10 protein-coding genes are annotated in these 14,719 nt (G+C 70.8%); 3 read left to right on the forward strand and 7 right to left on the reverse strand.

From position 1 onward, the window contains the following. Positions 1-60 precede the first annotated feature (60 nt). The 6 genes from AB0F56_RS32080 to AB0F56_RS32105 form a co-directional block, all read right to left on the reverse strand. A complete protein-coding gene (locus tag AB0F56_RS32080; RefSeq protein WP_362016116.1) occupies positions 61-2,946 on the reverse strand; it encodes a glycoside hydrolase family 2 TIM barrel-domain containing protein in 2,886 nt (961 codons plus the stop codon). 80 nt (positions 2,947-3,026) lie between these two features. Further along, entirely contained in the window at positions 3,027-4,004 is a 978-nt protein-coding gene (locus AB0F56_RS32085; RefSeq protein WP_362016252.1) for a hydroxyacid dehydrogenase, read from the reverse strand. A gap of 86 nt (positions 4,005-4,090) precedes the next feature. Next, entirely contained in the window at positions 4,091-5,029 is a 939-nt protein-coding gene (locus tag AB0F56_RS32090) for a carbohydrate ABC transporter permease (RefSeq protein WP_362016118.1), read from the reverse strand. Then, positions 5,026-6,012, reverse strand: coding sequence for a sugar ABC transporter permease (locus AB0F56_RS32095; protein WP_362016121.1), 987 nt, complete (start codon positions 6,010-6,012; stop codon positions 5,026-5,028). The genes AB0F56_RS32090 and AB0F56_RS32095 overlap by 4 nt, the downstream gene beginning before the upstream one ends. 88 nt (positions 6,013-6,100) lie before the next feature. After that, complete coding sequence (locus AB0F56_RS32100; RefSeq protein WP_362016124.1) at positions 6,101-7,411, reverse strand: sugar ABC transporter substrate-binding protein; 1,311 nt, start codon at positions 7,409-7,411, stop codon at positions 6,101-6,103. A 128-nt stretch (positions 7,412-7,539) separates the two neighbouring features. Further along, complete coding sequence (locus AB0F56_RS32105) at positions 7,540-8,637, reverse strand: substrate-binding domain-containing protein (protein WP_362016127.1); 1,098 nt, start codon at positions 8,635-8,637, stop codon at positions 7,540-7,542. A gap of 113 nt (positions 8,638-8,750) precedes the next feature. Between AB0F56_RS32105 and AB0F56_RS32110 the strand changes: the two genes are divergently transcribed. Next, positions 8,751-8,945: a hypothetical protein gene (locus tag AB0F56_RS32110; protein WP_362016130.1), complete on the forward strand. Its 195-nt coding sequence runs from the start codon at positions 8,751-8,753 to the stop codon at positions 8,943-8,945. A 27-nt stretch (positions 8,946-8,972) separates the two neighbouring features. Here AB0F56_RS32110 and AB0F56_RS32115 read toward each other — a convergent pair whose 3' ends face one another. Continuing rightward, positions 8,973-10,025 (reverse strand): glycoside hydrolase family 36 N-terminal domain-containing protein, encoded by a 1,053-nt coding sequence (locus AB0F56_RS32115; RefSeq protein ID WP_362016132.1) that lies wholly within the window; start codon positions 10,023-10,025, stop codon positions 8,973-8,975. Positions 10,026-10,365: 340 nt separating this feature from the next. Here AB0F56_RS32115 and AB0F56_RS32120 point away from each other — a divergent pair, with 340 nt between their 5' ends. Both AB0F56_RS32120 and AB0F56_RS32125 read left to right on the forward strand, forming a co-directional pair. Further along, on the forward strand, positions 10,366-11,181 hold the full coding sequence (locus tag AB0F56_RS32120) for a GntR family transcriptional regulator (protein WP_362016135.1): 816 nt from the start codon (positions 10,366-10,368) through the stop codon (positions 11,179-11,181). 398 nt (positions 11,182-11,579) lie between these two features. Next, complete coding sequence (locus AB0F56_RS32125) at positions 11,580-13,565, forward strand: FG-GAP-like repeat-containing protein (RefSeq protein ID WP_362016138.1); 1,986 nt, start codon at positions 11,580-11,582, stop codon at positions 13,563-13,565. Positions 13,566-14,719: the final 1,154 nt, after the last annotated feature.

The raw sequence follows: 14,719 nt of genomic DNA on the forward strand, positions 1-14,719 counted from the left end.
GTGATGCCAGGTGGGGCGGCCCGGCGGCCGGTGACCTGCGGGTCGCCCGCCGGGCGTGGTTCAGAGCGCGCGCAGGACCAGGCGCAGCGTGGCCGGTCCCGCGTCGAGCGCGTGCTGTGGCAGCGGGCCGGGACCGCATGATGCGGTCCCGATGCCGTGGTGCGCCACGTCGAGGTTGACGTGCACCCGGTCGCCGGGCACGAGGTCGGTGGTGTGCCGTGCGGCGTCCAGGTCCGCGCCGGTCCAGCGGCGGACCGTGAGGTCGTACGAGGGCAGGCCCCCGATCAGCAGTCCACCCCGGGCGCCCGTGAGCAGGGCCCTGCGGACGGCTCGCCGGTTGCCGTTCTCCTGCGGGCGGACGTACGGGGTCTGGAGCGCGTCGACCGTGTGCCGGTAGCGGCCGAGCCGGGCCGCCGCGGTGGTGTCGCGGTACGCCTCACCGGGGCCGAGGCCGTACCAGTCGACCGTGTCGATCCAGCCGGGCAGGGAGAACCCGAGACCGATCCGGGGCAGCGGGCAGGGCCACTCGCCCTCGGGCACGGCCTCGACGTCCAGCCACAGCGACCGGCCGTCCGAACGCCAGCGGTACATGGCCTGCATCGCGTGGTCGCCCCCGGCGGGCGCCGTCCGCGTGCGGACGGTGAGCCCTTCGGCCGTCGGCTCGACACCGAGCGTCCTGGTCGTGAGCCGGTGCAGGCCGGCGGCGCGCCAGCGGTCTGCGATCCGGTCACCGAGCAGGTCGTTGTCGGTCGGCGCCCGCCACAGGTCGAGCCGGAGCGCACCGACATCGAGCCCTCCGACGGCGAGCAGCCGCCCGCTGAACGCGTCGAAGGCGGCGGGCCCGAGGGTGAGCCGTCCTCCCCGTCCCGCGGCCGCCGGCAGGAGGCGGTCCGGGTCAGCGGCCGGCGCGGCGGGGGTGAGGACCGTCTGGCCCCAGGCGATCTCGTGGCCCGCAGGCGCCCAGGGCTCGGGGGAGGCGAGTTCGGCGACGACCGTCAGGGCGCGCTCGGCGTCCTTGGCCGGCGGCAGGACCGGCGCGGGAAGGCTCACGTCGTCGCCGGGCGCGAGGACGGGGACGTCGAGCACGCCGTCCGCGACGGGTTCGCCGTCGTCCTCGGCCCGCCAGCGGAACCGCAGATGGGCCGTGTCCCGGAAGTCGTGACCGTTGCGGACGGTGACGCTCCGCCCGTCGGCGCCGAAGCCGATCGTGACCGGCTCGATGACCTTCTTGTACTCCAGGAGCCCCGGCGAGGGCGTCCGGTCGGGGAAGACAAGGCCGTCGGCGACGAAGTTCCCGTCGTGCACGGGTTCGCCGAAGTCGCCTCCGTACGCGTGGAACACCCGCCCGTCCGCGGTGCGCCGCGCGATGCCGTGGTCGATCCACTCCCAGACGAAGCCGCCCTGGAGCCGTGGATACGTCTCGAACAGGCGCTGGTACTCGCTCAGTCCGCCCGGCCCGTTGCCCATGGCGTGCGCGTACTCGCACAGGATGAACGGCAGCCCGCGCCGGTGCGCGTCGAGGGCCGGATCGTCCGTCGGCGGCTCCTCGCCCCGGCCGATCAGCTCGGTCTCCGCGTGGTCGGCGTACATCCGGCTGTAGACGTCGACGTACCCGCTGTCCCAGTCGCCCTCGTAGTGGACAGGGCGCGACGGGTCGCGAGTACGAGCCCACTCGGCCATCGCGGCCAGGTTCTCGCCGGTGCCGCTCTCGTTGCCGAGCGACCACATGAGGATGCTCGGGTGGTTCTTGTCGCGCTCGACGACCCGCCGCATCCGGTCGAGCAGGGCGCCCCGCCACCGCTCGTCGCCGCTCGGGTTGCCACGCCAGCCGACCTGCTCGAAGCCGTGGGTCTCCAGGTCGCACTCGTCGACCACCCACAGCCCGTACGCGTCGCACAGGTCGAGGAACTCGCTGCTCGGCGGGTAGTGGCTGGTGCGCACCGCGTTGATGTTGTGCTGCTTCATCAGCAGCACGTCGCGCAGCATCGTCTCGTACGACAGGGTCCGGCCGGTCTCCGGGTCCCACTCGTGCCGGTTGACGCCGCGCAGCAGCAGGGCACGGCCGTTGGCCTTCAGCAGGCCGTCCTCGACGGCGACCCGCCGGAAGCCGATGCGCAGCGGGATCCGCTCGCCGGCCGCGGTCAGTTCGCCCTCGTACAGGCGAGGCTGCTCGGCGTTCCACGGCTCGACGTCCGCGAAGGTGTGCGGGCCCGCGGGGTCGGCGTCGACGAGGCCGAGCTCGGGCACGGAGAGCCGGGCCGGCGCCGAGGTCTCGACGGACAGGGTGCCTGTCCCGGTGGTGGGGTCGTAGTCGGCGTGGACGAAGAAGTCCTCGACGCAGCCCTCGGGACGGGACAGCAGCCGGACGGGACGGAAGATCCCGGACAGCCACCACATGTCCTGGTCCTCCAGATAGCTGCCGGCCGACCACTGGTGGACCCGTACGGCGACGACGTTGAGGCCGGGCCGCAGGGCGTCCGTCGCGTCGAACTCGGTGGGGACCCGGCTGCCCTTGCCGTCGCCGAGCCGGACGCCGTTGAGCCAGACCGCGAAGCAGGAGTCGACGCCGTCGAAGCGCAGCACGCCGCGGCCCGCCGGCCAGTCGTCGGGGAGCGTGAACTCACGGCGGTACTCGCCCGTCGGGTTCTCGTCGGGCACGCGCGGCGGGTCGACGGGGAAGGGGTAGGTGACGTTGGTGTACGCGGGGGAGCCGACGCCCTGGAGCTGCCAGCAGGACGGCACCGGCAGCCGGTCCCAGCCGCTGTCGTCGAAGGCGGGCTCCTCGAAGCCGGCGGTGAGGTCCCCGAGCCCGGCGGCGGCCCGGAAGCGCCACTCGCCGTCCAGATCGACGGCCGGGGCGTCCGAGCGGAAAGCGGCCCGCGGTGTCAGCCGGCCGCTGCCCGGGCTGCGGTCCTCGACGTAACGGGTCTCCGGTGACTGGTGCATGGCTGTGTCCTGAGTGGTCTTCGGGCCGGACGGCGGGGGGACAGCGGGAGAGACAGCGGGCAGGGCGGCGGGAACGTCGGTCAGGCGGAGTGGGCGAGCTCGTCCGGGCCGACGCCATGGGCCAGCGGCAGGCCCCGGGCGAGGCGCTCCACCTCGTCGGTCGCCCAATGGGTCATGCGGACGAGCTCGTTGCCGAGCGAACCGGCGATGTGCGGGGTGAGCAGGACGTTGGGCAGCGTGTAGAGCGGCGAACCGGGAGGCAGCACCTCGGGCTCGGTGACGTCGAGCACGGCCTGGATCCGGCCGGTCGACAGCTCCTCGGTGAGCGCCTCGGTGTCGACGAGAGAGCCGCGCGCGGTGTTGATCAGCGTGGCCCCGTCCCGCAGCAGCGCCAGCCGCCGCCGGTCGAACATGTGCCGGGTCTCCGGGAGTTGGGGCGCGTGGATGGAGACCACACTGCTGCGCCGTACGAGCTCGTCGAGGTCCACCGACCGCGCGCCGAGCCGCTCGGCCTCCGCCTCCTCCACGTACGGGTCGTAGAGCAGGACCTCGAAGTCGAACGGGCGCAGCAGCTCGAGCACGCGGCGCCCGATCCGCGACGCGCCGACGATTCCCACGGTACGGCGATGGTTGCCGTGGCCGGCGAAGTACTCGAGCAAGGGCACTCGGTCCTGAGCCTCCCGGTAGGCCCGGGCGCTGTCGAGCATCCGCTTGCCGGTGAAGAGGATCGTGGCGAGGGTGAACTCGGCGACCGGGAGCGCGTTGGCCCCGGCGGCGGTGGAGACGGCGATGCCGCGCTCCCACACCGCGTCGGTGACGTGGTGCTTGACGGAGCCGGCGGCATGGATGACGGCCCGCAGCCGGGGCATGGCGCGCAGCGCGTCCGCGGTGAGCAGCGGGGCGCCCCAGTGCGTGAAGAGCACTTCGGTCTCGGCCAGCGCGGCCGGTTCGACGTCGGCGAAGTCCCCGACGAACCGGTCGGTGTCCACCGCCGCGACGCGGGCAAGCCGGTCGAGGGCGCCCTCGGCGAGGAGCTGGGCGTGAATGCCGGCGTTCATGGCCAGCAGCGTGCGGGGGCGCTGCGCGGCTTCCGCCCCGGCGGTGTGGTCGTCGTTCAGAACGGAGCCTTCCGGTACGGGCACGGTCACTTCACCGCGCCTGCGGTGAGGCCCGAGCGCCAGAAGCGCTGCAGGCAGATGAAGGCGACGATGAGCGGGACGACGGCGACGAGCGAACCGGTGATCACCAGCGTGTAGTACTCGGGTTGCAGTTGAGTGGTGCTGCTCCACATGAACAGGCCGAGGTTGACCGGGTACAGCTTGTCGTCGTTGAGCATGACCAGCGCGCCGAAGAAGTTGTTCCAGCTGCCGGTGAAGGAGAAGAGGAAGATGGTCATGAAGCCGGGCGAGAGCATCGGCAGCGCGATCCGCGCGAACATGCTCACCTCACCGGCACCGTCCACGCGGGCGGCCTCCAGGACCTCGTTGGGCACGTACCCCTCGGAGAAGACCCGGGCCAGGTAGACGCCGAACGGGTTGACCAGCGCGGGCAGCAGCAGCGCCCAGTAGGTGTTGACCAGGCCGACCTCGGAGGCCAGCAGGTACAGCGGCAGCTGGATCACCGTGGCGGGGACGAGGAGCCCGCCGAGGACGACGCCGAACAGCTTCTCCTTGCCGCGGAACTCGTACTTGTCGAAGGCGTAGCCGGTGGCGACGCACAGCAGCGTCGAGGCGGCCGAACCGACCACGGAGTAGAGCACGCTGTTGCCGAGCCAGCGCAGGTAGATGCCGTCGTTGAAGGTGAAGACGTCGGCGAGGTTGGAGAAGAGGTTGAAGTCCGCGAAGGAGAAGCCGCCGGTGGAGAAGAGGTCGCCGTGGTTCTTGGTGGCGGCGAAGAGCAGCCAGCTGACGGGCATCAGCATGTAGAAGGAGGCGAGGATCAGCACGCCGTTGACGACGCCCTTGGAGAGCAGGCTGCCCGGGCGCTTGCGGCGGGGGTCGCGGCGCTTCGGCGCGGCGGATGCACCGCCGGCGCGGGCTTCGGCGGCCGCGGGTTCCTGGGTGGTGACCGTGTGAGTACTCATGCCGCCTTCCACCGGTTTCCGATCTTGGTGACGATGTACGAGAGCACGACGCCGAGGGCGGCGAGCATCAGGGACGCGGCGGCGGCGAGTCCGTAGTCGTGCTGGAGGAAGGCCGCCTTCCAGATGTACATGGTGGGCGACCACTCGGTGTCGACGGCGGCGGTGCCGCGCTGGCCGAGGAGCTTGGGCTCGGTGAACAGCTGGATGGCGCCGACACAGGTGAACAGGACGGCCATCACGACCGCCGAGGCGATCATGGGCACCTTGATCTGCAGCGCGGTGCGGATCGGCCCGGCCCCGTCGATGTCCGCGGCCTCGATGAGCTCGCGGGGGATGGCCTGCAGGGCGGCATAGAAGATGATCATGTTGTACCCCATCCACTGCCAGGCGGTGAGGTTCACGATGGACGAGAACACGTGGTCGGAGCTGAAGAAGTCCCACGAGCCGCCCGCGGCCTCGATCCAGTCGAGCACCGGGCTGAGCCCCGGGGTGTAGAGGTAGATCCACAGGATCGAGGCGATGAGCCCGGGGATGGCGTGTGGCAGGAAGAGGGCGAGCTGGAAGAAGCGCCGGGCGCGGGCCACGGCCGAGTCGATCAGCAGCGCGAGGGCGAGCGCCCCGCCGATCATGACCGGGATGTACAGCGTGCAGTACACGGCGATGTGCAGGAACGACTCGCGGAAACCCGCGTCCGAGAACGCCGAGACGAAGTTCTCGAATCCGGAGAAGGAGCGCTCGGTGCCGCCGAAGCCGAGTCCCGACGACTTCTCGCTGAACAGGCTCATCCACACGGCGTAGACGATGGGCGCCGCGGTCATGGCCGCGAAGAGGACGAAGAACGGGACGATGAACAGGGCGGCTGTGGCGCGCTGGTTGCGCTTGAGCTGTGAACTGCCGTTACGGGTACGGCCGGTGCGCGGGCTGCCGGCACGGGTACCGCCGGCCGCGGGCGGCGGCGCGGCCTTCGCGAGTGGTGCTGCCACGGGTGCTCCTTGGCGGGTGGGCGCTGCGGGTCCGGGGGTGGAACGGCGGGGCCCGGCCGGGGTCTGGGGACGGCCGGGCCCCACCGGGTCACTCGGCGAGCTTCAGCCCGCGCTCCTGGATGCCCGACTTGGCCTTCGCCTGGCCGGCGGTGACACCGCCGGTGAAGCCGGTCTTGGCGGTCTCGTCCTGGATGGCGGTGTAGACGTCCATCTGGTTCGGGCCCCAGGTCCAGCCGGGAACGATCGTGTCGACCTGCTCGGAGGCCAGCTTGTAGAGGTCCTGACCGTTGTAGTACGCGGTGTCGAACTGCGCGGCGGCCACCGCACGCATCTCGGGGTTGGCCGGCAGGGCGCTGCTGGGCTTCTTCGGGTCGCTCAGCCGGGCCTTGACCGCGTCACCGTTGGTGGTGATCCACTTGATGAACTCGGCGGCGGCCGCGACGTTCTTGCTGCCCTTCAGCACGCCGTAGGAGGTCCCGCCGTAGTTGCCGCTGGCCGGGGCGCCCCAGTTCGGCATGGGTGCGGCGGCCCACTTGCCCTTCAGGTCCGGCAGGTTGGTCTTCATACCGGCCGCGGACCAGGAGGCGCCGAGGATGGCGAGGGTCTTGCCCTCGACCCGGGACTTGACCTCCTCCGGGCTGTAGCCGGTGTAGCTCTGCACGAGGTCGTTCTTGACCAGGTCGTCCCAGTAGCCGGCGACCTTCTTGGACGCGGCGTCGTCGACCCCCGGCTTCCAGGCGTCGCCCTGGGTGCTGAACCACTTGCCGCCGGCCTGCCAGGAGAGCGAGGCGAGCAGGGCCGGGTCGTTCTTGGGCATGTTGGCCAGTCGGACGCTCTTGTCGGCCTTCTTGACCTTCTCGGCGGCGACCTTGAACTCGTCCCAGGTCTTGGGGACCTCGATGCCGTACTTCTTGAACAGGTCCGTGCGGTAGTAGAAGACCTGCGGCGCGGCGTCGAACGGAACGGTCCAGGTCTTGCCGCCGAAGGTCACCAGGTCCTGGATGGACTGGGGGAACTTCTCCTTGACGGTGGCACCGGCGTGTTCGGTGAGGTCGACGAGGTGTCCCTGGCTCGCGAACTCGGGGACCATCTGGTACTCGATGGTCGCCACGTCGGGCGCGTTGCCCGCCTTCACGCCGTTGGACAGCTTGCCGTAGCCCTCCGCGCCACCGGTGATCTCGGTGAACTTGACCTGGATGTTCTTGTGGGTCCGGTTGAACTCGTCGACGGTGGCCTTCGCGCCACCCGTCCAGGTCCAGTAGGTGAGGGTGACCGGCTTGCCGTCGGAGGCGGCGTCGGACGAGCCGCCGTCGCTGCCACCGCAGGCGGTGGCGAGCAGACCGAGAGCGGCGACGGTGGCGGTGGCGGCTATACGGAACGAGCGTGAACTGCGCGACATGGCACGGCTCCTACGGAAACCTCGACGGGGAGAAAGAGGCGAACGAGGCACATCTTTTTCGCCAACTCGATCACCGTCAAGAGCAAACGCACAAGACAATCAAAACGATCGAGCAACGATCACGATGTTCATCCGGTCTCCGACGCCCCCTGGCGTCCTCCGCAGGAGGCGCGAACCCTCAACTTCGGCAGCAGATCCAGGTGTTGACGCGGCCCGGGCTCACTCCCCGAGCTCCGCTCGGCCAGCCGCTCGAGCAGCAGCTTCGCCGCAAGCTCGCCGACCGCCTGCTTGGGCGGAGCGATCGCCGTCAGCGGTACGTCGGCAAGCGCGGCCACCTCGTCCTCGTACGCGACCAGCGCGAGGTCCTCGGGAACGCTGATCCCGCGGGCCTGAAGCCGGGGGACAAGGACGATGGCGTCCTCGTCGCTGTGCACCAGGGCCGCCGTGACCCCGTGCCGCTCGACGGCCTCGACGAGGTACTCCGCCACCTCGTCGTACTCCGCGCCCGACCCGCGGGTGAACGGTGAACCCGGCACGGTCTCGAGGCCCAGCGCCCGCACCGAGTTGACGTACCCGGCGGTGATGCCCGTCGCGTGCGGGCCCTCCTGCAGCACGGCGGCGACCGAACGGTGGCCGAGGGATGCGAGATGGTTCACGGCGAGCGCGGCGCCGTGCGCGCGGTCGGTCCGCACCCGGTCGAGGGTGGCCGCCGGGTTGACGGCCGGCGCCGTACGCTCCACGAGCACCGTCGGGGCCCCGCAGGCGAGCAGCCACTCCTCCTGCCCGTCGGTGGGCACCCCGCCGAACCAACTCGGCGCCACGAGCAACCCCTCGGCCCCGCTGGCCAGCAGATGCTCCGCCTGCACGGGGTCCTCGCTGTCGACGTACCCCGACACACCGAGCACCAGCCGTCCGCCCTGCGCCTCGACGGCCTTGCGGGCCCCGAGGACGACGTCCCCGAAGATGTACGTCGTCGTCGGCACGATCATCCCGACCACCACACCCCCGGCCTCGGGCTCCTCCGCCCGAGCGCCCCCCTCACCGGGCCAGACGACCGCCCCGTGCATCCGCTGCACCTTGCCCAGCGCGGCCAACGCCTCCACGTCCCGCCGCAGCGTCACCGGCGACACCCCCAGCTCGGACGCGAGCTCGGTGACCCGGATACTTCCGCGCGCCCGGACGAGTTCGAGTACCCGGTCGTGACGATGATCGACGTGATGCCGCATGGCTCCCCCTGAATCCCTCGGGAGGCGCTACCGTACGCCTCTGCTCCCAGCGTATCGATCGAATGCGATCGAATCGATCAGAATGCGGAGTGCGGAAAATGTGAAGAACGCCAGTGCAACTTCCCGGCCTCCCGATCCTGATGATCGGCGGGACCGCCGCCGCCCTGGCTGTCCTCGTCGCGGTACGGGGCCGGTGGCGGACCGCGCTCGGACTGGCGGCGGTCGTCGCCGGGCCCGCCACCTTTGGGTACGGCTTCGATGTCCTGGCCGGTCCGGAGTCGACCCGGCACTGCGCGCCGTCCTGCTGATCGTGCCGTGCGTGCGCTGGTCGTCGTCTAGGGAGCGGGGGACTGCGTGCGTGGCAGGGTCCAGACGTGCTGGATGGACCGGTAGTCGATCACCGTGATGCCCTCCTCGTGGAGCACGTCGCGGGCCTGCGGCGAGGTCAGGAACTCGTAGTCCGTCCGGCGGACGGTCCAGCCGTCGTCGACGGCCCGGGCGCGCAGCATGCGGTGCAGTCGGTCGCCGATGCCGTCCAGTCCGTCGCCGGAGTGGACGAAGTACACCCATGGGGAGGCGTAGGACTCACCGGGCGCCAGCCGCACCTCGCCGGAGGCGAGCAGTTCGCCGCCGGAGAGGACGCTGCCATGGCCGGCGGACCGCTCGGCGCCGTACTCGCTCTCACCGCTCCAGGCCACGTGCACGGCCCAGACCTGGCCGTGGCGGAAGCCGAACCCGGCTGTTCCCGCGACGAGCAGGGTGGCGGAGTCGTGGCCGGGCCGGCCCTCCCGCGTCTCGCGCAGATGGAGGCCGTGGATGAACGGGGAGCGCTGAGGAGCGCGCTCGAAGCCCCAGCGGCCTGTGAAGTCGAGCAGTTCGGCGGCCTCTTCGGGGAGAGGGAGGGACGGCCGGGCCGCGGCCATCGTCCAGTGGTCGTCGCCGGTGTTGGCCACGGTGTGCCGGAGGCCGACCACGCCCTGGGCGGTGAGCCGCAGCTCGCAGGTGAGGGTGACACCGGCCTCGGCGTCGGCGGCGTGCGCGGTCACGACGGAGCCGCCGCTGTCGTCGGCCGCGTGCGTGACGGGCTCGGTCGGGAGTGGCCGCCGGTGCGGCCACCGCCCGGCCCGGTCACCGCGGATGCCGGGCCGCCCCGACCACCGCTCGGCCTGCAGGGGGACGAGCGGAACCCCGTACGTCACCCCGCTGCCCGCGGTCCGGGCGTCGCCCGCCGTACCCGCGCCGCTCGCGGCGAAGGCCGCGTCTTCGTCGGCGGCCGGGTCCAGGGCGGCGCCCCAGTGCAGCACCCGCGGAAGCGAGGGCCCGGCGATGTCCAGGACCAGGCCGGTGCCGCCTGCGGCGAGCACGAGCGGTCGCGGTGCGGGCCTCATGCCGTACCTCTCGGGGCGGCCGCCTTGAGCGGGTCGCGGCGCTTGAGCTTCATCCATGCCTCCGGGAGAGGGGACGCGTAGGGAACCGCTTGACCTCACGAACACTCAGGAACGCGCAGTTTCTATCAGGTTCGCGCAAGCTCCGACAGTGATACCCGCTAAAGTAGTCCAGACAAGTGAGGGCGGGGTTTCGCTGCCCGGCGATGAAACGCCCTGTCGGCGAACGGCACTTGGCGCTGCGGAAGCGAGTGCGCGCGTGGTTTGACGCAAAGGTGTAGACCAATGCTAGCTTGATGCCGCACCGCGCCCGGACCATCACATTCCGTGAGGTGACGTTGTCGTGTCTCGCCCCCTGCACCACCGGCCCGCCCCCGCCCCCGCCTATCTGCGCATCGCCACTCACCTGGAGCGGGAGATAGCGCAGGGCCACATGCCCGTACACACCAAACTCCCCGCCGAACGTGCTCTCGCCGAGACGTTCGCAGTCAACAGGCAGACCGTCCGGGCCGCACTCCAGTGGCTTCGCCAGCGGGGACTTGTGGTGACCGACCGCCGGGGCACCTACGTGAACGGCGCCGCCCGGCAGCCCGGTCCGCCCATCGACCGCCCCGCAGCCACCGAACCGGAGGGAACCGCGCACCTGTTCCCGGCGGGTGCCGCCGACAGTGCGCACGAGGGCCGCCTCTTCAGCGCCCCGGTCTCGGCGGCCATGGCCGACGCCCTGGGCATCCTGCGCACCCGCCCAGCGCTGACGCACCACCAGCGCTTCGTCACCGCCTCCGGCGAGCTGACGCACGAGGCCCTCACCCATTTCGCCCCCGCGGCCACCCTGGAGATCCCCGAACTCTCCCGGTACGTCACGCGGTTACCGGTGATCGACCCCGATCTGCGGCTGCTGCACCACTGGCTCACCCGCTCCGGGATCCGACCGACCATCAAGGAAACGGTCACCGTCACCCGACCCGATCCACGAGGCGGCACCCCCGCCCCACCCGAACTCACCATCCGCCGCCACCTGTACGACCACCACGGCCGCCTCCTCGCCATCACGGACGTCACCTTCCCGGGCGCGTGGCAGGAGATCGCCCTCACCCACGCGGGCGCACTCCCACTCACCCACGACATGCGCCCGGCACGGCAGACCGGGTCGGACTGACGCCGGGAACCACCAGATGGGCTCGCTCCCGGGGACGGGTCGTGGCCACGTAGTACTCCTCGACCGACGCCAGGGCGCTATCAAGATCCCCGGCGACTTCCAACACCTCGTGAACGCTGTCTACGACCCGCTGTTCGCCACTCGATCAGTGGCCACTCTGAAAGAGCTCAGTGACACGGTGGGCCGTACCCAGCCCCTCGGGGACGCCCGGTCTGCTGCTGACCTACCTCAGAAGGATCTTGAATGATCTAATGATCGACGGCCTCGCAGGCGTCGGTCGTCGTGTTTGCCGTGGCTGTGGCGAGATGGCCGATCCGGCCGGGCGAGGCTCGCTCCGCATGCACCCCCACCGAGGGGTGCATTTTTCTCGTTCGACGGCAAGGGATGTGAAGAGCTGGATGAGGAGACCTTCCATAGCAATGGGCGCGGCCGCGCTGTGCTTCGCTCTGCTCGGCCTGTCCACGGGCGCCGGTGGTGCGACCGCCGCGCCCGGGCAACCGGCAGGGACGGCCACGGCATTCGGCGGCACGGCGGATGCGCCGACCGTTGAGGCGGCCGCACCGGGCGCCGGTGCCCGGTTGGCGAGCACCGGTGCCCGTCACGACTACAACGGTGACGGCCGCAGCGATCTGGCCGCCTGGTACGACTACGCAGACGGGCACGACGCCGTACGCACCTTCCTCGCGGGCTCGAACGGCGCCTTCGCCGCGCCCGGGGTGGGCTGGGAGACCCCTGCGGGCAACTACTGGGTCGAGAACATGAAGCGCCTCACCGGCGACTTCAACGGGGACGGTGTGGGCGACCTCGCGGCTTTCTACGGTTACGAGGACGGCCGGGTCACCCTGCTGACCTGGCTCGGTCGTGGAGACGGCAGATTCGAGAGTCCTCTCCATTCCTGGACCGCGGCGCCGGGCAACTGGAATTTCGACGCCATGACCGCCCAGGCCGGCGACTTCAACGGGGACGGCCGTGACGACGTCGCCGTCTGGTACGCCTACGGAGACGGCGGCGACAAACTCTTCACGATGCTCGCCCGCCCGGACGGCGGTTTCGGCGCGCACCTCTCCTCCTTCGAGCGGGCCCCTGGGGATGGCTGGTACGTCAACCGCATGAAGTTCGCCACCGGTGACTTCAACGGGGATGGTCGTGACGACCTCGCGGCGCTGTACGGGTACCGGGACGGCAGTGTGAAGCTGATGTACTGGGCCGGGCGGACCGATGGCGGGTTCGCCGAGCCCGTGCACGGCTGGGAGTCCACGGGCTGGACGTTCCGGCAGGCGAGTCTGCACGCGGGTGACTTCGACGGTGACGGCCGTGACGAACTGGCTGCCTGGTACGACTACGCGGACGGACACGACGCGGTGATCGGCTTCCGTCTCGGCACGGACGGAAAGTTCGGCGCCCGGCGGGACATGCTGACCCTCCCGGCGGGCTCGTACGATCGTTCGCGTATGAAGATCGTCACCGGTGACTTCAACGGGGACGGCCGCGACGACCTGGCCACTCTCTACGGCTACGCCGACGGACGGGTGAAGACGATCACCTTCACCGCCAAGTCCGACGGTGACCTCAACAGTCCCCTGCACAGCTGGGAGTCCGAGCCCGGCAACTGGACCTTCAGCCAGGTCCACATGATGGAGGGGTACACCAGCCCCACCCTGCTGCCCTACTGTCCCGCGGTGTTCGGGCACGGCGGGTGGCCCTCGGAGGCGGAAGGCTGGCAGGAAGATCAGATCCGTGCAGCGAACCACCCCAGGGGCCTCGCCCAGGAGAAGAGCTGGGGCGCGGCCGGGGTGGAGGCCGATCTGCGGCTGACCAAGAACGGCACCAAGGCCGTGATGTGGCACAACAGAACCACCTACGGGCTGACCGGATCGTCCGATCCCCTCTCGGAGTTGACGTGGGCGAGCGGGCCGAACCCGCTCAGTGGACGCACCATCACGCGCGGCCCGTACACGGGTGAGACCGTGTACACGTTCCGCGAGTGGCTCGACAGCGCCAAGGCCCTCGGCATGGTCGTGATGGTGGAGGTGAAGAAGGAAACGAAGGAGTCTCTCCTCAGCAGCGACTCGTCGATCCGGGAGACGGCCTGGAACGAGGTGCTCGCACCGATCGCGGAGCGCATCGCGTCCCAGGAGATCATGATCTACACGCATGACACGGAGCTGGATCCGGTGCTCCGGAGCCGGGTCAGCGCCGCAGGGCTTTCCGCGGCCCTCACCGGCTTCCCCGACTGGTACGACGTCGTCGACTGGCAGGAGCCGCCCCCGCCGGCCTCCGGCAACTACGCCTCCTGGCAGCGGGCGCTGGACGCCGATGTGACCCGTCTGGCCACCTCGTGGACGCCGGGCCTCACCGACTGGATGGACGGACGCTGCGTCTGACGTTCGCCCGGGCCGCGGGGGAGGCGATGAAGTTCGCCTCCTTTGCGGCCCGCTGCTTTCCGAGTTCGGCCGAGCGGTGTACACGCCCTCCACGACGACGACGCCCAAGTCGTCGCCGTGGACCACCACGGCGCCGCACAACTTAAGCAGGGCTGTCGCCAAGGTCGACTTGCCTGATCCGCCCATCCCGTCGACCGCGACCAGCGCGACTCCGTCACGGTTTCGGGCGTCGATGGCGGCGGCCACCTGTTCGGCGGCGGTCGTGATCGTCGGCATGGCGGCATTCTGTCTTCGTCGGCCACCACGGGAAAGGTGCGGCACCGCGCGTTCAACGCGTTCAACGACCTGCCCGCCCCGGGCACCTTTCACAGGGGGAACGCGCGGCATACAACGAGCACCATCCGCCCCCGCCGCGACCCCGGGGCTCGCCATGCTGCAAGACCCACACCGTGACGCACTCTCCTCCGCCGCCTTGGGATGGGCCTTCCTCGCCGCTTCCCCGAACGGCATGCCGTCCTCGATGTGCTCCTTCCACCCGTCCTTCACCGAGGTCGTACCACCCGCAGCAGCGCCTCGGCTGCTGCGCGAGCGGCACGGCACAGACCTCGGCTTCGCTCTCGGCGACGAGGTGTTCTCCGCGATGCTCGCCCTTGCGGTGCTCCCGCCGGCCCCAGGCCCGGCCGAGCGACGCTTCGTGGCGGATGCGGCCCGGCAGGTGGAGGGAGCGCGCCGGGGGAACCGGTTCGGGTTCTTTCCCGGTGTCCCCGCCTTCGCCGCCGACACGGACTGCACGGCCGTCGCGGCGGGCGCACTCTTCGAGCACGGTCTGATGCCGGCAAGCAGGCTGCTCGCGACGGCCCAGGACCTCATCCGGTCCGCGGCCCCGCCCGGAAGCGGTGCGCCGAACGGCCTGCTCCACGAGGGCGTCTTCCTCGTGTACTGGGACGACACGACGGAACCCGACGCCCCGCCGCGCGGCCGCAAACACGACGCGGTCGCCTGCGCCAACGTGCTCGTGACCCTTCACCTCGCGACGGGCCACTCGGACGCGTCCCTCGCCACCCTCGCGTACCTCCGCCACCACCTCACATCCGGCGCCTACAGATCGGGCACGCGCTACTACCCGTCTCCCGCGGCCTTCCTCTACGCGGCCG

The sequence above is a fragment of the Streptomyces sp. NPDC026092 genome (assembly GCF_040638605.1).
Taxonomy (GTDB): Bacteria; Actinomycetota; Actinomycetes; order Streptomycetales; family Streptomycetaceae; genus Streptomyces.